Genomic DNA, 22,459 nt, shown 5'->3' with positions numbered 1-22,459 from the left:
ATAATCCAAATCAAATAACATTTAAAACTTTATTAAATCAGACAAAGGAAATGGATCAATGTCAGCATTACGCTTTTATTTGACGAACTCCATTGCTAAGAAACAGGTAATGGGAGTGACGGGACTACTTCTATGTGGATTCCTTTTTTCACACATGTTAGGAAACTTTTTATTAATCGCAGGTAAGGATGCATTCAATCAGTATGCATACACCCTTACTTCCAACCCGCTAATTTACTTAGCAGAAGCAGTTCTTTTAGTGATCTTCTTATCTCACATCTTTATGGCGCTTAAGCTTACGATTGAGAATAAGGCAGCTCGCCCAGTTAAGTACTACATGAAGCAACCGACAGGAAGAGGTTCGACATTTGCATCATCAACTATGCCTTACACAGGTATGTTGATTCTTTTCTTCCTTGTTATGCACTTAATTAACTTTAAGTACGGTGATGTTTACATGACAACACTTAATGGAATGGAAGTTCGTGATCTTTACAAAACTGTTATTGATTATTTTGCTTCACCACTGAATGTTGGAATCTATGTACTATTTATGATTACAATTGGAATTCACGTATCTCACGGATTCTGGTCAGCATTTCAATCAATTGGTTTTAACCACCCTAAGTATATGCCAGCAATTCAATTCATTTCTAAGCTTTATGCTGTGATCTTAACTGTTGGTTACTCGACTATCGCTATTTGGTGTCACGTTAAGGGAGGAATGTAATGACAAATATTAAGAAGATGGATGGAAAAGTTCCTGCGGGAAATGACATCACAAAAGTTTGGACTGATCATAAATTCAAAATGAAACTTGTTAACCCTGCCAACAGACGTAAGTTTGATATTATCGTTGTTGGTTCAGGTCTTGCTGGTGCATCTGCTGCAGCAACTCTTGGTGAACAAGGATATAATGTTAAGTGTTTCTGCCTACAAGATTCTGCAAGACGTGCTCACTCGATTGCAGCTCAAGGTGGTGTTAACGCAGCTAAAAGTTATCCAAATGATGGTGACTCGATTTGGCGACTATTCTATGACACTGTAAAAGGTGGAGATTATAGAGCACGTGAAGCTAACGTTTATCGTCTTGCTGAAGTTTCAAATAATATTATCGACCAATGTGCAGCACAAGGTGTTCCTTTTGCTCGTGAATACGGTGGGACACTTTCTAACCGTTCATTCGGTGGTGCTCAGGTATCACGTACATTCTATGCTCGTGGACAAACTGGTCAACAGCTTCTTCTAGGTGCTTACTCTTCTCTAATGAAAGAAGTAGGACGTGGAAAAGTAGAAATGCTTACTCGTCGTGAGATGGTTGAGCTAGTTGTTGTTGAAGGTAAGGCCCGTGGTATTATCACAAGAAATGTAATCACTGGTGAATTCGAAAAGCACGCAGCTGATGCAGTTCTAATGTGTACTGGTGGATACGGAAACGTTTACTACCTATCAACAAATGCTATGACTTCAAATGGTTCAGCAGCATGGAAGGCCTATAAGAAAGGTGCAATGTTTGCTAACCCATGCTTCACTCAAATTCACCCAACTTGTATTCCAAGACACGGTGAAAACCAGTCGAAACTAACACTTATGTCAGAGTCTCTAAGAAACGACGGACGTGTTTGGGTTCCAAAGAAAGCTGGTGACTATAGAGCTCCAAATGATATTCCAGAAGAAGAAAGAGATTACTACCTAGAAAGAAAGTATCCATCTTTTGGTAACCTTGTTCCTCGTGACGTTGCTTCAAGAAATGCAAAAGAACAAATCGACCAAGGTAAGTCAGTACGTGAAGGTGAAGAAGCTGTTTATCTAGACTTTGCAACTGCAATCGAGCGCGATGGTGAAGATGCAATTAGAGAGCGCTACGGTAACCTCTTTGATATGTATGAAAGAATTACTGATGAAAACCCATATAAAGTTCCAATGAGAATTTATCCTGCTGTTCACTACACAATGGGTGGTTTATGGGTTGATTACAACCTTCAAACAACAGTTCCAGGACTATTTGCTCTTGGTGAAGCAAACTTCTCTGACCACGGTGCAAACCGTCTAGGTGCTTCTGCACTTATGCAAGGTCTTGCAGATGGTTACTTCGTTGCTCCATACACAGTTCCAAACTACCTAGCTAGTGAAGGACTAATGGGTAAAAAAGTTGGTACAGATCATCCTGAATTCGACAAAGCACTTACTGATTCAAAAGAAAGATTCACAAAGCTTCTTTCAATCAATGGATCAAGATCTGTTGAGTCAATTCACAAAGAGCTTGGACGTATTATGTGGAACCACGTTGGTATGGCCAGAAATGAAAAGACTCTTAAAGAAGGTATTGAGAAAATCAAAAAACTTCGTGAAGTATTCTGGAAAGACGTTAAAGTTACAGGTACTCCAGATGGAATCAATATTGAGCTTGAAAAAGCAAATAGACTTGCCGACTTCTTAGAACTTGGTGAACTTATGGCACGTGATGCACTAGAGAGACCAGAGTCATGTGGTGGACACTTTAGAGAGGAATCTCAAACTGAAGAAAGTGAAGCCTTACGTGATGATGAAAACTACTGTCATGGTGCTGTTTGGGAATTCACTGGTCAAGATAGCGACCCAATTAGAAACGTTGAAGAATTAGACTTCCCTAACGTTCCACTAACGCAAAGAAGTTATAAGTAAGAGGTATTAATATGAGTAGTAATAATAATATGACTTTACATTTAAAGATCTGGCGTCAAAAAAACCGTGAAGACAAAGGTCAAATGGCGGATTACACACTAGAGAATGTATCTCCAGATGCTTCTTTTCTAGAAATGCTAGATCAACTTAACGAAGAACTTATCCCACAAGGAATTGAGCCGGTAGCTTTCGACCACGACTGTCGTGAAGGTATCTGTGGTATGTGTTCACTAATGATTAACGGTCAGGCCCACGGGCCAGAAGCTGAAACAACAACTTGTCAGCTTCACATGAGAAAGTTCTCTGACGGTGATACGATTGTAATCGAGCCATTTAGAGCAAGAGCTTTCCCAGTAGAAAAAGACCTTATGGTTGATAGAAGTGCATTTGATGAAATCATCGCTGCTGGTGGATTTATCTCAGTAAATACTGGTAACGCTCAAGATGCAAATGCTATCCTAGTTCCTAAAGAAAACGCTGACCTTGCAATGGATGCAGCTGCTTGTATCGGTTGTGGTGCATGTGTTGCTTCTTGTAAGAATGCTTCTGCAATGCTTTTCGTTTCAGCAAAAGTTTCGCAAATGGCACTTCTTCCACAAGGACAAGCTGAAGCTTCTCAACGTGTTCAAAACATGGTTAAGAAGATGGATGATCTTGGATTTGGTAACTGTACTAACGAAGCAGAATGTGAAGCATCATGTCCAAAAGGAATTGAGATCACAAATATCGCTCGTATGAACAGAGAGCTTCTAAAAGCTGCTGTTGTTTCTCAAACGACACCAAAAGTATAATTTAGCTTAACAGTTAAAAGATAATTAAGAGGCCTACGAAAGTAGGCCTTTTTTTGTTAATTTCTAGTAAACTTTTATTGATTTCATTGGGACTTAAGAAAAGTTCTTCTAAAATGTAGAAAACAAAAAAAGGAGTTTTGATGAAGTTACTTATAGCAATATTACTCACATCCCTAACTTTCGCCCTTTCTCCAGGAGAGAAAGCTCCTGAATTTATTTTAATGAATCAAAAAGGAGAGCTCGTCTCGCTTGAGAACTTAAAAGGCCGAAGAATTGTTCTTGAATGGTATAACGAAGGTTGTCCATTTGTTCGTAAACATTATGATTCAAAGAATATGCAAGAGACTCAAACGTTTGCATTGAGACATGGCTACACATGGCTGACAATTAATTCTTCAAATGTAGGAAAACAAGGATATATAGAGGATTCTGAAGCGGCAAAGAAGCGCTTAAAAGCAGAGGGATCTAGAGCGCAACACTTTCTACTTGATACGAAAGGAGTCACTGGTCGACTCTATAATGCTAAAACGACACCAGAGATTTTCATTATCAATGAGCAGGGAAGAATCGACTATATGGGCGCGATTGACAGTATCCCATCGGCCGATAAAAGCGATATTCAAAAAGCCGAAAACTATGTTAAAACAGCTATAAAAGAGATTGCTAAGGGAGAGAAGGTCTCAACGGCAAAAACTAAACCATATGGATGTAGCGTTAAATACTAATGTTTATTTATAATGAAAATACCCAATTATTTATAAAGAAAGTTCGTCTCAAGGCCCGTGATATTTTTGCGGGCATGGGACTTGAGCTAAAAAGAAGTCGCCTGCATTATAAGGGTGTAATGTATCCCCTATCTTTCGTGGTTAATGAATCAGATAAAGTCTTGGGCTTCTACGATCCACTTATTTACCAAATTGGAATTAATAAGTGCTTTATGACCATGAATGATGAAGAGCTCTTAGAAAATGTTCTAAAGCACGAAATTGCTCACTTTATGGTACACGTAACGTGCGGCATAAGTGAACAAGCACATGGCGTTGAATTTCGAAATATCTTTAAAAGATATGCGTGGAATCAGGACTTTTCAAAATCACAGATTAATCTAGCTGCTTACACAAAGACTAGTAACCAAGTTACTCAAAAAATTCAAAAGCTACTTGAACTTGCTAAATCTGATAACGAATTTGAGGCCAAGCTTGCAGCAAGAAAGGCCAATGATCTTATTGCAAAACACAATCTAGAAAAAGTAAGACTTACTAATTTCACTCGCAATGAGATCGATATGCGTGAGCTTGAAGACACCTATGTCAAAAGAGTCGCCTCATTTAAAAGACGAAACCTCTTACATGATTGCCTCTATGATATTCTAAAAGAGTTTTCAGTTGCACCAGTATTTAGCAGTGGCCGTGGTGGTGGCTATCTTGAAGTTATCGGCGCAAAGGAAAATGTCGAAGCGGCCCATTATATTTATGACTACACTACACAGGCCATGAACGGACTTTGGCTTCAAGCTAAGAAGTCATCTAACCTTAAAGGTGTTCGAGCTAAGAATACGTACTTTAAAAGCTTCACAAAATCCTTTCTACAAGAATTAAAGAAATCTCAACAACAACATATTAGCTCTCGTGAGCTTATCCATTTAAATGGCCTAACTTCGGCCCACCGCAATCGTGTCTATCCCCGCGTTAGCTCTCAATCGAGCCAATCTTCAAGCTTTGATCCAAAGGCCTGGAGCCTAGGTAATAAAGCGGGAAAGTCATTTAAAATTGGCAAAGGCATTAATGGCAAAGCCTCCACAAAATTAATAACTTACTGAATTTCGTAACAAAATTCGTTTTATTTAAAGATTATCTAAAACTTTTGAGCGGATTTCCGATATGTGTTAATGTGAAGTTTGGAGTGTAAATGGCAAAAATAGCAAATTCTAAAAAGATTATTAGAGGATTCATTACTCAATGTACGTTAGTATTTAAGTCCTACGACTACAATGTAGTTGAATCTAAGAATAAGCAGAATCTTTGGCATTTTAGCGTAACTAAAGACGATAAGAAGTATGTCGTCTACTGCACAAACTCACTTGAAAAAGTTCAGGGTATTATTAAAATTGCTCTCAAGAAACTTCCAGAAGGCACTCGCCTAGTGGTAATCTGTAATGATTTTACCGATGAGGATCGTTCAAAAGCAGAGGCCAGCCAGTATACAATCACTTCTCTAGGTACGATTAAGCAATACGGTGTTGAAATGCTCGATGCTAAGCAGAGAGCTCAAAGACAAGCCTCTTAAAAGGCCTTTAGACACTTTTCTTATCTGCGCCAAAAATCCACTTATGCTGTTGTCCAATAACTCGGAAAGGACCACCTTCGATTTGATTCCATTCTTGAATATCGATAAATCGCTGCATAGGAAATTCTTCACTTGGCTCATAACAAGGAGTCAAAACCCAAGGAAATTCAATATTACCAAGCTTTGATTCAAGTTCGCGATAAGCGCTTAATGTGTATTCAAAATCCTTTCGATCAGCAATCACGGCCTTCACTTGAAAGCGATTAGGATATTGCTGTGCCATCTTTTCGATAAGTGACAGACGTGTTCTAACACCTGTTGAAGGAGTTTTTAGGTCATAAGAGATATAGTCAAGAAGATCAAAAACCTCGTCAACAACTCGAGTTCCAGCGGCCTCAAGATTAATTTTAAAACCTCTCGATTTTAAAAACTTTGTAAGCTCCACAACGCTTGGAACGTGTTTAGGATGAAGAGGATCACCACCAGTAATAGAAATCCAATTAATTTTACCTTGATAGCTCTCTTCAAGAATTCTTTCAAAGATTGTATTAAGAGAAGTGCTCTCGATATCAAAACTCCAGGTGTCCATAGAGTCGCAATTAACACAACCGATATTACATCCTTGAAAACGCACAAAGACTTGTGAGCGTCCGACAAAGACTCCCTCACCTTCTGTAGCGCGATAAATATCGTTAATTAAAAATTCCATGAAACCTTCTAAACACCAATGTTTAAGCCTATTTATATAGCATAAGCCTTTAAAATGTCATAGAATTATGTAAAAGCTACACGAAATAACTTAAGGCAATGATTATGATTGATATAAATGAACAGTTTCAAGCTGTCATTAAGGACTTACAAAGTGGGAAAAGACCAAATTGCAGCTATTCCAAACAAGATATAAAAGTCTTTAAAGATGAATTTATTCGACTCAATGACAAGAGAGACTGGCAGGCCTTAATTCCCCTTCTGTGTATACTCGATAATACGATAACACTCGATCACGACTTATATCCCCAAATTATCCATGCAATAAAAGAATGTGATGATAATGAGGTTCTTGTTCTAATATTAGGAGTTGCAAGAAAGCAGATTATTGATGAGCACCACAAGCGTGGAGAGAGACTTCCATTTGACTTCTTAGAGGTACTTGAAGGCCTTATCGGTCATAGTAATCCGGAAGTATTCGAATGGAATCTAAGGCTAATAGAAGGACTTGGCTCACAGTCTATCTTCTTTAAAGAAGCCATTTTAAAGGCAAAACCAGGCTTTTTTGCTCGATTTAACCAGCACAAGAAGGCGTGCACGGAAATAATTGAGCTTCTTGAGCGTCGCTGGGGCTAAGATGTTATAATAGCTCTATGAATAGAAAGTTTGATGCTAATGAAAATTTTGAATTGTTAAAGAATGAGCGCAATATTGCAGGACGGGCAATGTATGAAAAGCGCCCTTCTCAAGAAGTAAAAGTTCAAATCTATCCAGATAAGAGCGTCTCTCCAGCTAAATTTATTCCAAATCAAAGTATGCCTGGAACATTTCGCGCCCACCCAACGACTATCGCCGCAATGCGAAGTGATCTCTTTGCAAATATGTATGACGAAGCATTTGAGGAATTAAGCGCAATAATCACTTGTTCAAGTTGTAAAACTCAGGTTGATCAGCAATTTTGGAAGTTTTGCCCCTACTGTGAAGCACCGTTTCCAAAAAATCACGGATAAGTACCTGAAATCTCGTTACAAAGTAAATCTTTGTAAGAAAAATACCTTTTACTAACACTTTCTAGACCAGTAAATTCTTTCTACAACACACGAACACAATATTTGTTGTAAATAGCTTTAATTTTGCCAAATCGAAATTTTACAGCTACAAGCAACTTGTTTCACTGGAAGAAACACGGCACAAGGGAGTCGAAATGAAAAGAGCAAACTCGTATCTATCGGACAAGCAAATAGCTGCACTAAAAGATGCACTACTTGCTGACAAAGAAAGAATTCTTAACAAAAACAGTGAGAAAGAGCAGTATTGCATGGACAAGAATGAACTACTTGATCCTCTAGATGAGGCAGTAGCAAATGTCCAAACTTCGCAGGAAATTCGTTTCAGAAATCGTGAGAACTTCTACGTAAAGAAAATCAATAAAGCACTTCAAAAAATTGAAAAAGGCGAATATGGCCTTTGTGATGAGTGTGATATTGAAATCGGTTACGATCGCCTTATGGCAAGAAATACAGCAGAACTTTGTATTGCATGTAAAGAAGAAGCTGAGCATGAAGAGAAATCAAATGTTTATCTAAAGCGTTCGAAATCTCTTGGAAAAACAATTGCTGAAATTGGAAAAAGATAAAGATACTAAAGGCCGCTTATGCGGCCTTTTTATTTTCTGAAATAACTAAGACTAAGTAATTCAAACTCATCTGCAATATGGTATTGGCCGGACGAGAAGCTCACAGAACGGGCAAAACCAGAAGACTCGACAGAAGTTTTAATCTTCTTAATCTCATCTCTTTCAACTGAAAAATCTAAGACATAAACTGAGCCAGATAAGTGTTGTGCTTTCTTAACAATATGTCCTTTGGCATTTAAATATTTTTGTAGATCCACTACAAGATCAGATTTAATAGAAACGATAAGACGATGTGGATTTATCCCTTCACAAGCACCTTTTCGTGAAGCGGCCAATGGCAACATATCTTCACCTTTATCAAAAACTAACTCTCCATCTTTACTGGCATTTGCACGAAGACAATACTCTACTGCATCGTAAGTCACACGAAATGCGATGGCCAAACGAGGGCCACAAATTCCATAAGTATGGATGGCATCGATCTGATCAGCTTTAAATCCTTTCTTATGAAAAAACTTAACCACGGGAGCTAAAATATCATCTCGAGAGGTATTTAAACTTATTTGATCATTGAATGAAGCTATTTTTGTACGATAGTCACCTTCTTTATACCAGCAGGTATCATTTCCAACTGAAGTTAAAGGACCGGCCAATAGTGAGCTTGAAGTCACTATCATGATAAATAAGAATACTCGGTAGCTATCTAAAATTTTCTTCATACATATGAATCGGTATTTATGATGCAATATTTAGTGTAGACTTAAGTTATGAAAAATCAGGAAGAAAGTATTAAATTAATCGAGAAAGTTACTCGGTCTTTTTATCAAAAGGCCATAAATGACGTTTTCATTGGTTATCACTTTCGTAAATTAACTTCAAACAACGGGCCAATCTCAAATATTGAAGACTTCAACGAGCATCTAAAATCAATAAATGCCTTTTGGCAGGCCCAATTACTTGGAATAAAATTACCTAAAGGGGCCCATCACCTCTTATCGGCCCACGAGTATTTAAAGATTCGAAAGGGAGAGCTAGGTCGATGGGTCGTATTGTTTAAACAAACACTAGAGGAAAATCGATCTGAAGATCCAAAATTTATTAATATTTGGGAACATAAGATTGATACTTTTAAAGTAGGCTTTGAAAAGTATTTTTTTGAGGGATAGACATGATTAAATATGAGAAGAATATTCAATATGTCACAATTGACAGCTATTCTAGAAATATATTCTTAATTTGCACCTTCTTCTTACTAGCATTAATCCTAACGCTTATCTTCAAAGACCCAAGGCCTGCAACAAAAGACATTATAATTTTTCTCATCCCAATTATTGCAACTATTTCAATATTAAAAAAGCGTCATCTTGAACTCAATAAACCTCGCAACACAGGAAGGCTGGAAACACGCTCTCTTATAAGAAAGAAGTTTGAAAACTTTGGTCTAGATGAGATTGAAGAAGTTGAACTTAATAAAGGCCGTGGCAGTGGAAATGCAGGCAACTACTTTATTACATTAAAATTGAATAACTCTAAGAGACTAAAAATTATGACAACTGATGCTTTTCAGTCAAATAAAGAGATTAATGAAATTTATGAAGAACTCAGAAATTGGGTTAAGAGCTAATTACAACTTTCGATACTTTTAGGGTTTTTGGCCTTATAAACTTTTTTAACAAAGTCCTCAAGAACAGGCTCACCTGTCACATCATCTAAAAGCCAATTACGAGCATGCCATTGACCAATCTTTGCGGCCGCACGACAAGCATCACGAGTTGTCATGTATTGAACAACGATCATCTCCACAAGACGAACCTTAAAGCGCTTAGGAGAGCCCTTAAGACAACCTTCTTGAGGATAATCACTACACTCTAAATGACGATCCTTATCCTTTGCGGCAATACGAACTTCTTCAATTGTATTATCAAATTTATAGGCCATATCAAACATTTCTAAAGGAGTGTAAATATCCTTTTCAGAACAAGACGTAAAAAGTAGAGATAATGTAAATAGAAAGACAATGCTAATATGTTTAGACATATTAGCATTTTATCACTTAACCGCGACGGCCGCGAGATTTTTTTGACTTATTAGGCGTGTTTCGTCCAGATACAACAGGTTTCTTAGGCATACGTCCACGTCTAGCAGGTGCCTTCTTCTTAGAAGCTCCCTTATTCGCCTTACCCATTGTCGATTTAAGAAAGATTGGATCAATTTTGAGTGTATCCTGATTTTTAATTGCATCATTGATTTGACCAATGAGCTTTTGATCTTTCTTTGTAACAAAATTATAAACACGTCCGCTTCTTCCAGCACGTCCAACTCGTCCTGAACGGTGAATATAGTAAACAGCTTCAAAAGGAAGATCATAATTTAAAACCCATTGCAGTGTTTTAATATCGATTCCACGAGCGGCCATATCTGTTGTGATGAGAACACCACCAGTAGACTTAAAGTTTTTAAAGTTATCACTTCGCTCTCTTGCGCTGATATCACCATGAGATAGGAAAAGCTTTTTTGCAAGCTTCTTCTCTTTCATATAATTATAAACTTCAACGGCCTTCTCTTTTTGATTCACAAAAATAATACCATTGCCTTTGGCCTCATTTTTCATAAAGACATCAAGCATGGCATTTTTCTCAGTATATTCCAGAGCGATATTATAAGTTTCAATAGTTTGAGATAGACCGTGAGCATCAGTTAAGCTGATTGTCTCAAATTCCATTCCAGAGAAGAAGTCTGCTTTTAATAGGTCAAAGTCATCGGCCATAGTTGCAGAAACAAGGGCCGCTTGATAATCATTTGTTAAATGTCTTCTAATGGATTTTAGCTCACGCATAAATCCCATATCAAGAAGTTGGTCTGCTTCATCAATAACAAGAAATTCAAGATTATCTAGACGAATTTCTTTTTTCTCAATCATAGACTTAATTCTTCCAGGGCCACCCACTAGGATATCAAAGTTCTGGCTCTTTAGAGAACTTACTTTCTTTCCCTTCTCTCCACCAAGTGCCAGTCTAACTCGAAGCTTTGCATGGTGAGAGATCTTCTTACACTCATCGGCAACTTGTATTGCAAGTTCTTTAATAGGAAGAAGTATAATTGCACGTGGAGAACCAGGTTTTTGATCATTCTTACTAAGATTTGCTTCACTTTCTTTAAGCATTTGAAAAAGTGGAAGAAGATAGCTTAGAGTTTTACCACTACCAGTTTTCGCCTGAATTTGAATATTTTTTCCATCTAGAAAAACAGGAATTGACTGAACTTGAACATCAGTTGGTGCTGCAAGTTTATTTTCTTTTAGAAAACCTGCAAATAGGTCCATATTAATTAAATCAATAAAATCTTGTGAGTCTTTTGCCATTATGTACTCTCCTAAAGTGACAATTCCGCTCGCGGCTCCCCGTAGCCTACACGGTAAAAATAAAAAGGGGGATCAAAGATCCCCCAATATGTAACACAATGGCAGTTGTATTAGAAGTGTAGTCTGAAATTTACAGAGTGAATTGTTGCAATTTCCACACCTTTTACCTCAGAAGTGATTGGTTGCTTAAGAGAATACATGAAATCCATGAATCCTAGCTTAAATCTTGGAGTCAGAGTCAGGTGTTCTGAATCAACCATCCCTCTAAGAGTTAAGGCAATTCTTTGCTTCCATACGTGAAGCATAACATCTGTACCAGCATAAACACCATCTGCGAAATCATACCCATCTCTCATATGGAAACCAACAAATGGACGAAGTTTTAAGTTTGAAAGATCAAAACTATAGTCAGTGTGCATACGGTAACCAACTTCTGGCTCATAAATTGGAAGATATCCTTCATCACTTTCAATAATTGTTGCAAGTGCAATATCTTGAATCTTAAACATTGTTCTAAAGTTTGTTAGCCAATTGAAACCATAAGTAATATCGGCCATAGCATAAAGAGTCATATTCTGATCAAGGTTTTCAGTGTCGATAGCATCACCATCTCCAGCAATTGCATCCTGATCAAGAACACGTCTTACGTCAGCTCTATATAGGCCATATAGAGAAAGTCCACCAAAGTGGTTCTCATTCTTATAATCAAAATTTAATCCAGCTGTAACATCAGCTTTTACATAAGCATCGATAATAGCTGCAGTTTGTCCAGATCCAGCAAATGGAATAACAGTAGAAGGACCACCAAGTGCATCTTCAAGTGCAGCCTTCTCACTTGCACTTAAACCTAGATCTGTTGCTAAATTGTCAGTATCATAACCAGGTGTAGTAATAATCGTTTGAACGATTGAGTTCGTTAACTTCCCTTCTAGTGCAGTCTTTAGTTCTGCATTACCCGGAATAGCAGCAATAAGAGTATCGGACTCAATATCTTCTTCTCCAATACCAATAAGAGAGCCAACATTAACCCCTAGTCTTACACTTGGGCTAATTGTTCCTTTAAAAGCACTAAATGAAGGAAGAGGAACTCCGACTTCAACATTTACTCTTAAGTTTTGTTCTGTATCAGCATATTCGCTAAGAACTTCAGCGGCAGCAGTTGAATCTTCAGCATCTGATACATCTGAAGCAAGCTCCATAATATCAGTATTAGCATAGACTGACATATCAATTAGAAAGTCATGTCCTGGCTCTCTTAAGAATTCTTGAGTTTGAAACTTGTCTTCCATTAGACGGAAGCGATCAAGTACATTGTAATCAGCGTCTGCTGCGTAAGCTACCTGTCCTACCATAAGAGTCGCTAAAGCGGCCTTTGTTAGGATTGATTTTTTCTTCATTTTAAACATCAACGTCCCCTAGTTGTTATAATTATTCGAGTCTTTCGAACTTAATAAAGCATGAAATTTTTGTTAACTGATTTTACCATGAGCGTGAGAGAAAAAATTAGTAGGAAAATTTATATATTCACCTTAAAATAGTAATTAAATTAATAGATTACGTAAGAAAAGGTTGAGTATGCAGGTTGGTTTTACCCACAGCAATCAGGGGGACGCACAGGAAGTTAGTGTCTCTAATCATGAATTTTATTTTAAAGAAGAAAATAATGAACTCATTATCTCTGAAAACGGAGGAAGTATCCGTGCTCAAATTGATGATGATTGCCTAATCTTAAAAGTCATACAAAAAATCCCACATGCCATTTTAGAAGAAGCAAGCCTCCAAGAGGGTTCTACTTACTTCATGGAAGTCGGAGAAAAGCTTTCATACAAAGACAGCACGTATGAATTAAAAACTCTTGATACCTCATCACCTATTCCAGAACCAACTATCACACAAAATGATGAAATTGCGCCAAACTCAGTCAATGAGGACTTGGAACAATCACCATCGTTAAGTCTAGAAAATGAAGAAAGTCATAATAGTATTCAATTTGAAGATGCAGATGATGACGAAAGTAATGAAAAAAAGGCTAAAGAGATCTCTGAATCAAAAGAGACTCCAGACTCAGCTGACTCACCTGATTCTGAAGATGAGTCTGATGTCGAGAATTCAGGAAATGGCTACTCATTTCAATTAGATACTAACCTTGCTCAAGATACAAATGAGGATGAAGAAAAAGACTCTGGTACAATGAGCATCACTCAAGTCCTAAATGTTGCAAGACTTCAGGAAGATGAAAAGCAAGCATCAAAGAAAGAAGATGAGCATGTAAGTAGGCCATTAAAGAAAAAGAGTAAGAAGAAGGCCAAGAAAAAATCGGGAAAGAAAAAGAGCAAGAATGCCTCAGACTCAGGATTGGCCATCACAACGGCACGTGATTACAAAGGAAATCGAGCCAAGAGAGATTCAAAGAAGAAAGCAAGATCAAGATCAAAACTTTTAAATGATCATAAATTAGTTGGGCCATTTACGAGATTCTTAAGTGCTTTATCTCTAATGTTTGTGACAGTCTTACTTAGTGCTCAAGTTGAAAATGAAGCAGTTAACTCTTTGAGCAATAAGGGAACTGAAATCATCAACACACAAATTGCAAAATTTGTAGACTTTAGCTTCAATCCAGAAATTACAAAGTCACTAATTGTCCTATTTATTATTCTTTTTATCTCAAATTTACTCTTTAGTGTTTCTCCTACACTATTTATTTGTGGGGCAACAACAAAAGGAAGCTTTCTAACAAAGAGAGCAAAGGCAATTTTAAGAACGCCATTTGACTTTATTGCACATTTCTTTCCAATTTTTGAAACACCAGTTATTTTTGATACTCCATCTTTGAAAGAGATTATAACGAGGGGCCCTATCAGCTATCGCCTAAGAGCTTTTCGCTATATTCCACTAGTAACCCTTTCAATATTTACATTTATTTGTGTTGGCTACCCTATTATTGAACAAGGATTATCTAATAGTAATCCTCCAGAAAAAATAAATATTCCTAAGAACCTAGGAAAGAGGCCTTTAAAAATGAAAGAGCTTCTTATCTCAAAACAATTCTCACAAGAAAATATTATTCTAAGAATACCAGCGACTCGACCGAGCTACTTCATTATTAATAAGAAGTCTGGAAGATCACTCTATTTAAAGAACACATCTTCCACTTTCTTTGCTTCATTTAAAAAGACTTTAGAAACTATACCATTCTTTAAATATCGCTATCCTTACCTAAGTAGTTTCTTAAAGGATGAAAAATCATCATTTCTTGTAAGAGAAGACTTTTCTAAGATTCTATGGGGTGGAGAAATCATTAAAGGAATGGCAACTGAAGATTTAATGTATCTAGACTTTCTTGCAATTGATCAATCAAAGAAGATATTCAATCATTTTAAGTTTCCATATGTTGAATATCGCAACTTAAATAAGTTTACATCTTTTTATCGCTCAAAGGTTGAGGATGTTTATTTGTACATAAATGATAACTCGCTAATGCAATTTGCAAAAGTCGCTGGCACGATGCGATCAAGCGAGCTTTCTGGTTTTACATTCCTTGCACGTCCTAAAGTAAGAATTGAATATGTTGATGCAGTAGAAAAAGCATTCAAAGGAACAAATGATTCTTTCTTAATAAAAGAATTAAAAGATATTCAATCTATTATTGCCGTTACAGATAATGGTGAAAATAGAAAGGCATTTAGAGACTTCACTCAATATCTTGTGGAATATTTTAAGGCCTCAGGTAATGAATCGGCCAATCGAGTTGCAACACAAATTCTGAATCTAAATATTCTAAGTAACTAAAACTTCAATAAATGAGGCCAAGCAAATCAATCTTGGCCTTATCTGCTCTATAAATATTTCATAACAATGGTGACAATAGACTCGATATGTTTAATTGAGCTTATGAACTACTTTTTTATCCTATTTTTTATGGTTTGCTTATTTCTCTCATCACTGACTGTGTATGCGTCTTTTGTTTAATTTTTACAGATAAGAGAGTTTTAAATAGACAAGCAAGCCTAATGGCCTTATTAATGCTAAATACTTTAAATAACTAAAGTTATTAGAACGAATACATAAGTCGAGTTACGACAAAGGGCAGTCCATGCGCATTCAAGATCAAGTCAAAGAACATTTTCAATTTAAAGTTGTCCACGAAGACAAAAAGTCCGGGGCAAGAGCTGGTGTCATCACTACTCCTCACGGAGAAATTCCGACACCTGTATTTATGCCTGTTGGTACACATGGTGCCATCAAAGCATTACCACCTAACTTTCTAGAAGACTTAGATACAAAAATTATTCTATCAAATACATATCACCTTCACCTATCACCAGGTTCAAAACTAGTTAAGAAAGCAGGAGGCCTTCATAAATTTATGAATTGGCCACGCCCAATCTTAACAGATTCTGGTGGGTTCCAAGTATTCTCTTTGCAGAGAAAAAGTATCAAAGAAGAAGGAGCAGAATTTAAAGACCATAAAGGTAAGACAATTCTTCTGTCTCCTGAAACATCAATTGAGATTCAGCAAGAGCTGGGATCAGATATTATGATGGCCTTTGATGAGTGTATTCCATACCCTGCAACACGCGAATACACTAAGAAGTCAATTGATCGAACACATCGTTGGCTAGACCGCTGTATTGAGTCTTGGACAAATCCAAAACAAGCACTTTTTGGAATTATTCAAGGATCAACATACGATGACTACCGTGACGAATGTCTCGATGAACTCGTAAAAAGAGATCTACCAGGCTATGCCATTGGTGGAGTATCAGTTGGTGAAGGCCCTGAGTTAATGGAGAAGATCGTAAAGTACACAGGTCCTAAGATGCCAAAAGATAAACCTCGTTATGTAATGGGTGTTGGTAATCCTGAAGATCTTTGTATGATATGGGAAAACGGTATTGATATGAGTGACTGTATCATTCCAACGAAATTTGCTCGCGGTGGAACTCTCTTTACAAGAAGAGGAAAGATTAGAATACGTCATAAGAATTATCGTCGTGACTTCTTTCCTATTGAACCAAATTGTAAGTGTTACTGCTGCCAGAACTTTACACGCGCATATGTGAAGCACTTATTTGATTCAAATGAAATTCTAGGACAAGTTCTAGCAACAATGCACAATATTGAATTTTATAAGAATATGGCAGAAGAAGCTCGTGAAGCAATTCTAGATAATCGTTACTCACAGTGGAAAGAAGACTTCTTAAAGAGTTATAAAAAAGACGACGGTTCAAAGAATAACTAGGAAAACAATGGCACTGATTAGGTTAAGCTTACTATTGACTCTTCTTACTTTCGCATTATCAACTAATGCAAAGAGGTATATAGGTGGTGACCAATGGAATAGGCCACGTATAAATAAAAGCTTCTTTATAAAGCAAGACAAGTTTATAAAAGAGCTAATCTTAAGAACTGTAAAAGTCGTAAATACAAAAAAAAGAAAAGTTGGAACAGCATTCTTTTATAAAGAGAATGCTGACCACTATATTTTCCTAACAAATTACCACGTCATATCTGGCAACAGAGAATGTCGCGACTCAAAACTTCTTCTTATTAATTCTCAATTCAATAAGCGCTACGCTTCGTGTGATGGAGTTATTCAAGAAGGTACAATCAAGTCAGGAAGTGATTATATTTACTTTAAAGTAAATAAAGAAGAGAGATTAAACTTCTTATCTCAAATAAGTGAGGTTCGTACTGATTTTTCTGATCCGGTAATCGGAGACAGACTTGTGAGTGTAGGCTTTGGCGCGGGAAAAGCAAACCTAAGAAGATATGATGCTAAAATATCAATGGATCGCGATTGCCTTTATTTAAATGGAAATATCGATATAACTTTCAATAAAGATAAAGTCAGAGATGTTTTCTTCACTGCCTGTGATGCTCAATCAGGAGACTCAGGAAGTGCTGTAATGAATTTAGAGACTGGTGATATAATTGGACTCTTCTTTGCTGTTGCCGATCAAAAGCGCAGTAATCCTCTCACATCAAAAGAGATTCAAGACAATCTCGGTACGGATTATATGGAATTCTACACCAATGCTTCAATGTCGATTGATCTTAGAAAAATTAAATTAAAATAACTTCATCACCTAAACATTCTTTTCTTTACGAATCATGGCCATGGCGACTTTCACACCATCGACAGCAGCAGATGTAATCCCACCTGCATAACCAGCACCTTCACCACATGGATATAGGCCTTTGTGAGATTCTGACTCAAAAGTTGCTCGGCTTCTCTTTATCGTTACAGGAGCAGAGGTTCTTGTTTCAGGGGCCATTAGAATAGCATCATTATTTATAAAACCTGGCATTTTCTTATCAAAGCTTTCAAGTCCTTCCCTTAAGCCCGTTGCAATAAAGTCAGGTAGAACAGAGTTTAATGAATGAGAAAAGATTCCAGATGGACAAGAAGTCTTAGGAAGATCTTTTGAAACCTTACCTTCTAAAAAGTCCTTAAGTCTTTGGGTTGGGACCTGCTTACCTTCAGCATGCTCCATAGAAGCTTCATATGCCTTTTTCTCAATATCACGTTGAAAGTAATGGCCATTTAAGACATCATCAGTTGAGAAGTCTTTACCAGCTTGAACAGAAACAACAAGGGCCGAATTTGACCATGGTGAATTACGAGCGAAGTTACTCATTCCATTAACCACAATACCATCTTCATCTGTTCCAGATGAAAGAACATATCCTCCAGGACACATACAAAAAGAATACGTACCTTTGTCATTATCTTTATTGTGATATGTAAGCTTATAACGAGCAGCACCTAGGTTTTCGTGAACAAAGCGTCCATATTGAAGAAAATCAATTAACTCACGACGATGCTCAACTCTAACACCAACAGCAAAGTCCTTTGGTACCATCTTAACTTCTTTTTCTTTTAAATGACGATACATCTCTTTAGCTGAATGGCCTGTTGCTAGAACAATATTGTTACTTTCTAATAATCTACCATCACTAAGCTTTACACCACGAGCTTGAGATTCATCAAAAAGAACCTCATCAACCTTCACGTTATAGTAGATCTCACAACCTTTTTCTTTAAGGTGATCTGTTATCTTTTTTATTAGTCCTCTAATTTTATTTGATCCAAGATGTGGATTTGAAACATAGGCCGTTTCAGGAGGAGCACCAAAATCAACAAATTTATTCATCACATATTGAACATATGGAGACTTAATACGAGTAATAAGTTTACCATCTGAAAATAGGCCCGCGCCACCCTCACCAAAGCAAACATTATTGTCCTTATCAAATTCATTATATCGCCAAAAACGAGCAATATGCTTCATACGATTATGGGCACGATCTCCTCTTTCAATGACAATTGACTTTATTCCATATTCAGCAAGTCTTAGAGCACAGAATAATCCAGCAGGCCCTGCTCCTACAATAATAGGCTTTTCTTTGAACTCACCTAGAAAATTGAATTGCTCTTGATAAGCACTAAATTTCTCACCAGGGTAAATAACTTCTATCTTATAATTATAGATTGGCTTTTTCCCACGGTTAGCACCACGTGCGTCAAGTGCCTTATTATGAATACGATAATCCTCAAAACCTGGAAAGTTCTTATTTAAGTAGAATTCTAAGTCTTGATCAAAGTCTAATTTAAAATTTGTAATTTTACTCATTCAATCTCTTTCTTGTAAATTTATATGATAAAATATCAGCGTATATTATAACCTATCTTGGTAAAGTTAAAGGATTAACATGGTTAAAATTTCCCTTAGAGTCTCCATGATAATTATTGGAGATGAACTATTAAACGCTAAAATCAACGATCTTAACTTGCAGATACTAGCAAAAGAGATCGCACCTTTAGGATTTAGCTTTAAAAAATGCACCGTCTTAGGCGACAAGTTCGATCAAGTAACAAATGAGATACAAAAACAATCTAAAGAAAATGATATTTTAATCATCACTGGTGGCCTTGGCCCTACTAAAGATGATCTTACGAAGTCGATTATCGCTAATGCTTTAGGTGTCTCTTTAGTAGAAAATGAACTTGCTAGAGAATATGCTATAAAGCAATATGCCAACTTTGGTAGAGAGTGGTCAAAAGAAAATAGTCACTATCATATGATGCCTGAAGGATCTTTACCTTTATACAATCCTGCGGGAATGGCACCAGGAATTCACGCTAAAATTGATAAGTGTGAAGTTTTTTGCACCCCAGGAGTTCCAAGAGAATGCCAGGCAATGGTTCGTGAGACAATCGTTCCAATGTTAAAAGATCGTGCTCAAAGTGGTCATGAATTATTCATATGTAGAACTCACAGTATTCCTGAAGAAACCATCTTCTTTAAACTTTGCCCCAACTTGTGGGAGACATTAGAGGAGTTTGGAAAAGTCAGCTCTCTTCCAATTATCTCTGGTGTGGATATTACTGTAGACCTAAGGCCAGAGCATCAAAACGATGAAAGTCGTCAAAGATTAAAAGCAATATTAGAAGAAACTCCCTTAAAAGATAATATATGGACTTATGGGCCTCGTAATATCGAGGAAGTTATTGTTCATGAAGCCAGTGCAAAAGGCTTAACAATTGGATTTGCAGAAAGCTGTACAGGAGGTCTTGCAAGTTCAACAATAACAGATGTCTCAGGATCATCAGCGGTTTTTCTAGGCTCAGTGGTTAGTTACGCTAATTCCATCAAAGAGAGCATTATTCACGTTAAAGAAGAAACCTTAAAAGAAAATGGAGCTGTAAGTATTGAAACAGCTAGTGAGATGGCCAATGGCGCAAGAAAATCCCTTGGCGCTGACATTGTCATCTCTTATACAGGTATTGCTGGTCCAGGCGGAGCTACTCCAGGTAAGCCTGTTGGAACCGTATGCATAGGTGTTGCTACTAAGAATGGAGTAAGTGCAAGCAGATATGAGTTTCGCGGTGACCGAAAAAGGTTGAAGAATAAGTTCTGTCAGCAAGGATTAATCGTTTTATTGAATGAAATTAGACAAAGCTAACGAATCTTAAACTCTTCTTTTTCAAAAGTTGATATACGTTTTGATATTTTAAAATAGCGATAAACATTTTGTAAATACTGTTCATCCTCGACAATTGACCATTTATAACGATTACTAAATCTATGATTAATATGGCCAGACGCCTTCCTTAACAGGATAGAAAATCGCATATTGAAATACTTCATAAAGTGATCAATATTTTCACAAGGTGTAGTTACGAGTAAGTGATAATGATTATTCATTAAAACAAAACAATTAACCTCAACCTTCGCATGTTTTCCTGCATAAATGAGTGACTCCTTACAAAAGTCCCAGGCTTTGTATATTGGGACAGGAAATGGAACTTTATTATTAGTTCGCGAAGTAACATGATAAGGAAATTTACTTTGTCTGATGAGCTTAGGTCTTGGCATTCGAAAAAACTACAAGTAAGAACATCATCTCTCAATCAACAAGTCATTCTTAGGTCAACAAGTTCGAAGTACGCTTACAAAATAAGAGGGGCCAGATTCGTGACCAGGCCCCTCCCCCCATCTGTACTTCAACTTAGGCAGCTTTTTTAGATTCTTCCATTTCCGTGATAAGGTTAGAGATCCGTTTACCTGCGCCTTGTAAACGTCCGGCCAGTAACCTTGATAGATTGAGTATCAAGAGTGAAAATATTCGAGGATTGGTTTTGTACAGGCCGAATATGTCTGAGTACTTCATAACGAGAACATCTGTATAATTATCTGATTGAACTGTCCCATAGCGGACATTTTCTTTTAGAAGAACCATCTCACCAAAGAGGTCTCCTTTTTTACATTTAGCAATTTCTTTATCATTTACATTAAAGACCTTAGCAGAACCGTTAAGAATCAAAAAAAGCTCTTCACCCACATCGCCATGCTTAAATACATAGTCACCAGGCTTTAAAGTTAGAACCTTACAGCGCTCACATATAGTCATAATTTCGTTGTCGTAAAGGTCGAAAAATAGCGGACAACCTTTAACGATTGATAATACACTCATATCTTCCTCTCTTTATTAAAATTAGTATTACAAGTTTTAATTAAGCAGCATCTTTCTTATCATCACGCTTTGCGTGTTGCTGCTCTTTTAAAGGTGCGTCTTCTTTTAAGTACCTTTCAATACTTTGAAGAACTTTTAAAACACCTTCCATTGCAATTTGCTCTTTAGCATTACCTCTTTGCAGGTGATACCAAAGGTTTTGCATACTTGTTTCAACTTTCTTAAAGATCTTAAAACGCTTCTCCGGTAATGGGAAAAGAGTGTTTAGGAAAGTTAAGATTAAAGAGAAGAAAATCCCCGCAATCGATGTCTTCATGGAGAAGGCAACGTTAATAACGAAGTTTGTAAGATTATCTGACGACTTTTCAATATTATTGAAGTCAATGGCAGCAATCTCAGGAAGTGCCATGGCAATACCAATGAAGGTACCAAAAACCCCAAATACAATGAATAAGTTTGGAAGAATATCGATCATACGAGAAGCACCATCAATTGGAATATGCCCATAGAGCTTCGTCCAATTTCTATCATCACTCATAATACGATCAGTAAGTTCAGTATAATTTGGTGGAACAGTTGATTTAAAAACCGAACTCTCCCCATGAATGGATGCAATAAGACCGTGCTTAGAACCAATGTATTGATTTAGAGAAATACTTGTTCCATCAGAACTCTGCGCCTCTTTATCAATTTCTCTTTGTTGCATAGCCTCTTTACCGTCATAGTGACGATTTTGAATATTAGCATTATTACTGAAACGAAGAGCGTTATCAGGTAATGCAGCATTTACACGTCCAAGTAAATTAGACATATAAGAATCGATATCATCAATAGGAATATTCTTTTGCTTATCATCATCGATACAAGCATCTAATTCTCTTGTAAAACGTGAATAATAAGCATCATCATCTTTACTGTGGCGATAGGCCAAGTAGCGGAAGACAAGAGCACAACATAGTAGCCCCATCATAAATTCGATAAGATAATTACCGAAAAATCCTAATACTAACTCAATCATACGTACCTCTTTGT

Annotated in this window: 24 protein-coding genes; 15 read left to right on the top strand and 9 right to left on the bottom strand. The window is 36.9% G+C overall.

What is annotated here, in order from left to right; translation table 11 throughout:
- The first annotated feature begins 58 nt into the window (after positions 1-58).
- The 6 genes from VCM44_RS07460 to VCM44_RS07435 all read left to right on the top strand — a co-directional run bounded on the left by VCM44_RS07460 (position 59) and on the right by VCM44_RS07435 (position 5,741).
- Entirely contained in the window at positions 59-730 is a 672-nt protein-coding gene (locus tag VCM44_RS07460) for a succinate dehydrogenase cytochrome b subunit (protein ID WP_115363086.1), read from the top strand.
- Positions 730-2,664 carry a fumarate reductase/succinate dehydrogenase flavoprotein subunit gene (locus tag VCM44_RS07455; protein WP_233500273.1) on the top strand — a complete coding sequence of 645 codons (1,935 nt, stop codon included), beginning with the start codon at positions 730-732 and terminating at the stop codon, positions 2,662-2,664. The genes VCM44_RS07460 and VCM44_RS07455 overlap by 1 nt, the downstream gene beginning before the upstream one ends.
- A 29-nt stretch (positions 2,665-2,693) precedes the next feature.
- Positions 2,694-3,455 (top strand): succinate dehydrogenase/fumarate reductase iron-sulfur subunit, encoded by a 762-nt coding sequence (locus tag VCM44_RS07450; RefSeq protein ID WP_115363743.1) that lies wholly within the window; start codon positions 2,694-2,696, stop codon positions 3,453-3,455.
- Between the two features lie 140 nt (positions 3,456-3,595).
- Positions 3,596-4,180, top strand: a complete 585-nt coding sequence (locus tag VCM44_RS07445; RefSeq protein ID WP_120404931.1) for a redoxin domain-containing protein — start codon at positions 3,596-3,598, stop codon at positions 4,178-4,180.
- Positions 4,180-5,274, top strand: coding sequence for a DUF2786 domain-containing protein (locus VCM44_RS07440; protein ID WP_334678436.1), 1,095 nt, complete (start codon positions 4,180-4,182; stop codon positions 5,272-5,274). Before VCM44_RS07445 ends, VCM44_RS07440 begins: the two co-directional genes overlap by 1 nt.
- An 89-nt stretch (positions 5,275-5,363) precedes the next feature.
- Complete coding sequence (locus VCM44_RS07435; RefSeq protein WP_115363092.1) at positions 5,364-5,741, top strand: hypothetical protein; 378 nt, start codon at positions 5,364-5,366, stop codon at positions 5,739-5,741.
- Positions 5,742-5,748: 7 nt separating this feature from the next.
- Here VCM44_RS07435 and VCM44_RS07430 read toward each other — a convergent pair whose 3' ends face one another.
- Entirely contained in the window at positions 5,749-6,450 is a 702-nt protein-coding gene (locus tag VCM44_RS07430; RefSeq protein WP_334678435.1) for a 7-carboxy-7-deazaguanine synthase QueE, read from the bottom strand.
- 104 nt (positions 6,451-6,554) lie between these two features.
- On the opposite strand from VCM44_RS07430, the gene VCM44_RS07425 reads away from it, so the two are divergent.
- From VCM44_RS07425 to VCM44_RS07415, 3 genes are all read left to right on the top strand, one after another.
- Positions 6,555-7,085, top strand: coding sequence for a hypothetical protein (locus VCM44_RS07425; protein ID WP_115363096.1), 531 nt, complete (start codon positions 6,555-6,557; stop codon positions 7,083-7,085).
- 17 nt (positions 7,086-7,102) lie between these two features.
- Positions 7,103-7,459 (top strand): hypothetical protein, encoded by a 357-nt coding sequence (locus VCM44_RS07420; RefSeq protein WP_334678434.1) that lies wholly within the window; start codon positions 7,103-7,105, stop codon positions 7,457-7,459.
- A 194-nt stretch (positions 7,460-7,653) separates the two neighbouring features.
- The gene (locus tag VCM44_RS07415; protein WP_115363100.1) at positions 7,654-8,085 is read left to right on the top strand and encodes a TraR/DksA family transcriptional regulator; all 432 of its coding nucleotides are present in this window, start codon (positions 7,654-7,656) and stop codon (positions 8,083-8,085) included.
- A gap of 29 nt (positions 8,086-8,114) precedes the next feature.
- Here VCM44_RS07415 and VCM44_RS07410 read toward each other — a convergent pair whose 3' ends face one another.
- Positions 8,115-8,804, bottom strand: a complete 690-nt coding sequence (locus VCM44_RS07410; RefSeq protein WP_334678433.1) for a hypothetical protein — start codon at positions 8,802-8,804, stop codon at positions 8,115-8,117.
- Positions 8,805-8,852: 48 nt separating this feature from the next.
- Between VCM44_RS07410 and VCM44_RS07405 the strand changes: the two genes are divergently transcribed.
- Positions 8,853-9,251: a hypothetical protein gene (locus tag VCM44_RS07405; RefSeq protein ID WP_120404935.1), complete on the top strand. Its 399-nt coding sequence runs from the start codon at positions 8,853-8,855 to the stop codon at positions 9,249-9,251.
- Between the two features lie 2 nt (positions 9,252-9,253).
- On the top strand, positions 9,254-9,709 hold the full coding sequence (locus VCM44_RS07400; RefSeq protein ID WP_334678432.1) for a hypothetical protein: 456 nt from the start codon (positions 9,254-9,256) through the stop codon (positions 9,707-9,709).
- On the opposite strand, the gene VCM44_RS07395 is transcribed toward VCM44_RS07400, so the two are convergent.
- The 3 genes from VCM44_RS07395 to VCM44_RS07385 all read right to left on the bottom strand — a co-directional run bounded on the left by VCM44_RS07395 (position 9,706) and on the right by VCM44_RS07385 (position 12,852).
- Complete coding sequence (locus VCM44_RS07395) at positions 9,706-10,122, bottom strand: hypothetical protein (RefSeq protein WP_334678431.1); 417 nt, start codon at positions 10,120-10,122, stop codon at positions 9,706-9,708. The two genes, VCM44_RS07400 and VCM44_RS07395, sit on opposite strands and share 4 nt — an antisense overlap.
- A 16-nt stretch (positions 10,123-10,138) precedes the next feature.
- Positions 10,139-11,446 (bottom strand): DEAD/DEAH box helicase, encoded by a 1,308-nt coding sequence (locus VCM44_RS07390; protein WP_334678430.1) that lies wholly within the window; start codon positions 11,444-11,446, stop codon positions 10,139-10,141.
- Between the two features lie 110 nt (positions 11,447-11,556).
- Positions 11,557-12,852 carry a hypothetical protein gene (locus VCM44_RS07385; RefSeq protein ID WP_334678429.1) on the bottom strand — a complete coding sequence of 432 codons (1,296 nt, stop codon included), beginning with the start codon at positions 12,850-12,852 and terminating at the stop codon, positions 11,557-11,559.
- 169 nt (positions 12,853-13,021) lie between these two features.
- Between VCM44_RS07385 and VCM44_RS07380 the strand changes: the two genes are divergently transcribed.
- The 3 genes from VCM44_RS07380 to VCM44_RS07370 all read left to right on the top strand — a co-directional run bounded on the left by VCM44_RS07380 (position 13,022) and on the right by VCM44_RS07370 (position 17,526).
- Positions 13,022-15,235 (top strand): hypothetical protein, encoded by a 2,214-nt coding sequence (locus VCM44_RS07380; RefSeq protein WP_334678428.1) that lies wholly within the window; start codon positions 13,022-13,024, stop codon positions 15,233-15,235.
- Between the two features lie 304 nt (positions 15,236-15,539).
- Positions 15,540-16,688 (top strand): tRNA guanosine(34) transglycosylase Tgt, encoded by a 1,149-nt coding sequence (tgt, locus tag VCM44_RS07375; RefSeq protein WP_115363116.1) that lies wholly within the window; start codon positions 15,540-15,542, stop codon positions 16,686-16,688.
- A gap of 7 nt (positions 16,689-16,695) precedes the next feature.
- Positions 16,696-17,526, top strand: a complete 831-nt coding sequence (locus tag VCM44_RS07370; protein ID WP_334678427.1) for a S1 family peptidase — start codon at positions 16,696-16,698, stop codon at positions 17,524-17,526.
- A 9-nt stretch (positions 17,527-17,535) separates the two neighbouring features.
- Here VCM44_RS07370 and VCM44_RS07365 read toward each other — a convergent pair whose 3' ends face one another.
- Positions 17,536-19,083, bottom strand: a complete 1,548-nt coding sequence (locus VCM44_RS07365; protein WP_334678426.1) for an NAD(P)/FAD-dependent oxidoreductase — start codon at positions 19,081-19,083, stop codon at positions 17,536-17,538.
- Positions 19,084-19,189: 106 nt separating this feature from the next.
- Between VCM44_RS07365 and VCM44_RS07360 the strand changes: the two genes are divergently transcribed.
- Positions 19,190-20,416, top strand: a complete 1,227-nt coding sequence (locus VCM44_RS07360; RefSeq protein ID WP_334678425.1) for a CinA family nicotinamide mononucleotide deamidase-related protein — start codon at positions 19,190-19,192, stop codon at positions 20,414-20,416.
- Here the strand turns inward: VCM44_RS07360 and VCM44_RS07355 are convergent.
- From VCM44_RS07355 to VCM44_RS07345, 3 genes are all read right to left on the bottom strand, one after another.
- Positions 20,413-20,829 (bottom strand): transposase, encoded by a 417-nt coding sequence (locus VCM44_RS07355; protein ID WP_334678424.1) that lies wholly within the window; start codon positions 20,827-20,829, stop codon positions 20,413-20,415. The genes VCM44_RS07360 and VCM44_RS07355 overlap by 4 nt on opposite strands.
- Positions 20,830-20,962: 133 nt before the next feature.
- Positions 20,963-21,427, bottom strand: coding sequence for a cyclic nucleotide-binding domain-containing protein (locus VCM44_RS07350; protein WP_115363123.1), 465 nt, complete (start codon positions 21,425-21,427; stop codon positions 20,963-20,965).
- 40 nt (positions 21,428-21,467) lie between these two features.
- Complete coding sequence (locus tag VCM44_RS07345; RefSeq protein ID WP_115363125.1) at positions 21,468-22,445, bottom strand: hypothetical protein; 978 nt, start codon at positions 22,443-22,445, stop codon at positions 21,468-21,470.
- Positions 22,446-22,459: the final 14 nt, after the last annotated feature.

The organism is Halobacteriovorax sp. DPLXC-1 (genome assembly GCF_036903125.1).
Classification (GTDB): domain Bacteria; phylum Bdellovibrionota; class Bacteriovoracia; order Bacteriovoracales; family Bacteriovoracaceae; genus Halobacteriovorax_A; species Halobacteriovorax_A vibrionivorans.
Note: the sequence above shows the minus strand (reverse complement) of the source record. Positions and strands in the feature narration are given on the sequence as shown.

Excerpts from the sequence above, each read along its gene's own strand:
- VCM44_RS07460 (WP_115363086.1), top strand. The coding sequence starts at position 59 with ATGTCAGCATTACGCTTTTATTTGACGAACTCCATTGCTAAGAAACAG.
- VCM44_RS07455 (WP_233500273.1), top strand. The coding sequence starts at position 730 with ATGACAAATATTAAGAAGATGGATGGAAAAGTTCCTGCGGGAAATGAC.
- VCM44_RS07450 (WP_115363743.1), top strand. The coding sequence starts at position 2,694 with ATGACTTTACATTTAAAGATCTGGCGTCAAAAAAACCGTGAAGACAAA.
- VCM44_RS07445 (WP_120404931.1), top strand. The coding sequence starts at position 3,596 with ATGAAGTTACTTATAGCAATATTACTCACATCCCTAACTTTCGCCCTT.
- VCM44_RS07440 (WP_334678436.1), top strand. The coding sequence starts at position 4,180 with ATGTTTATTTATAATGAAAATACCCAATTATTTATAAAGAAAGTTCGT.
- VCM44_RS07435 (WP_115363092.1), top strand. The coding sequence starts at position 5,364 with ATGGCAAAAATAGCAAATTCTAAAAAGATTATTAGAGGATTCATTACT.
- VCM44_RS07430 (WP_334678435.1), bottom strand. The coding sequence starts at position 6,450 with ATGGAATTTTTAATTAACGATATTTATCGCGCTACAGAAGGTGAGGGA.
- VCM44_RS07425 (WP_115363096.1), top strand. The coding sequence starts at position 6,555 with ATGATTGATATAAATGAACAGTTTCAAGCTGTCATTAAGGACTTACAA.
- VCM44_RS07420 (WP_334678434.1), top strand. The coding sequence starts at position 7,103 with ATGAATAGAAAGTTTGATGCTAATGAAAATTTTGAATTGTTAAAGAAT.
- VCM44_RS07415 (WP_115363100.1), top strand. The coding sequence starts at position 7,654 with ATGAAAAGAGCAAACTCGTATCTATCGGACAAGCAAATAGCTGCACTA.
- VCM44_RS07410 (WP_334678433.1), bottom strand. The coding sequence starts at position 8,804 with ATGAAGAAAATTTTAGATAGCTACCGAGTATTCTTATTTATCATGATA.
- VCM44_RS07405 (WP_120404935.1), top strand. The coding sequence starts at position 8,853 with ATGAAAAATCAGGAAGAAAGTATTAAATTAATCGAGAAAGTTACTCGG.
- VCM44_RS07400 (WP_334678432.1), top strand. The coding sequence starts at position 9,254 with ATGATTAAATATGAGAAGAATATTCAATATGTCACAATTGACAGCTAT.
- VCM44_RS07395 (WP_334678431.1), bottom strand. The coding sequence starts at position 10,122 with ATGTCTAAACATATTAGCATTGTCTTTCTATTTACATTATCTCTACTT.
- VCM44_RS07390 (WP_334678430.1), bottom strand. The coding sequence starts at position 11,446 with ATGGCAAAAGACTCACAAGATTTTATTGATTTAATTAATATGGACCTA.
- VCM44_RS07385 (WP_334678429.1), bottom strand. The coding sequence starts at position 12,852 with ATGTTTAAAATGAAGAAAAAATCAATCCTAACAAAGGCCGCTTTAGCG.
- VCM44_RS07380 (WP_334678428.1), top strand. The coding sequence starts at position 13,022 with ATGCAGGTTGGTTTTACCCACAGCAATCAGGGGGACGCACAGGAAGTT.
- tgt (WP_115363116.1), top strand. The coding sequence starts at position 15,540 with ATGCGCATTCAAGATCAAGTCAAAGAACATTTTCAATTTAAAGTTGTC.
- VCM44_RS07370 (WP_334678427.1), top strand. The coding sequence starts at position 16,696 with ATGGCACTGATTAGGTTAAGCTTACTATTGACTCTTCTTACTTTCGCA.
- VCM44_RS07365 (WP_334678426.1), bottom strand. The coding sequence starts at position 19,083 with ATGAGTAAAATTACAAATTTTAAATTAGACTTTGATCAAGACTTAGAA.
- VCM44_RS07360 (WP_334678425.1), top strand. The coding sequence starts at position 19,190 with ATGATAATTATTGGAGATGAACTATTAAACGCTAAAATCAACGATCTT.
- VCM44_RS07355 (WP_334678424.1), bottom strand. The coding sequence starts at position 20,829 with ATGCCAAGACCTAAGCTCATCAGACAAAGTAAATTTCCTTATCATGTT.
- VCM44_RS07350 (WP_115363123.1), bottom strand. The coding sequence starts at position 21,427 with ATGAGTGTATTATCAATCGTTAAAGGTTGTCCGCTATTTTTCGACCTT.
- VCM44_RS07345 (WP_115363125.1), bottom strand. The coding sequence starts at position 22,445 with ATGATTGAGTTAGTATTAGGATTTTTCGGTAATTATCTTATCGAATTT.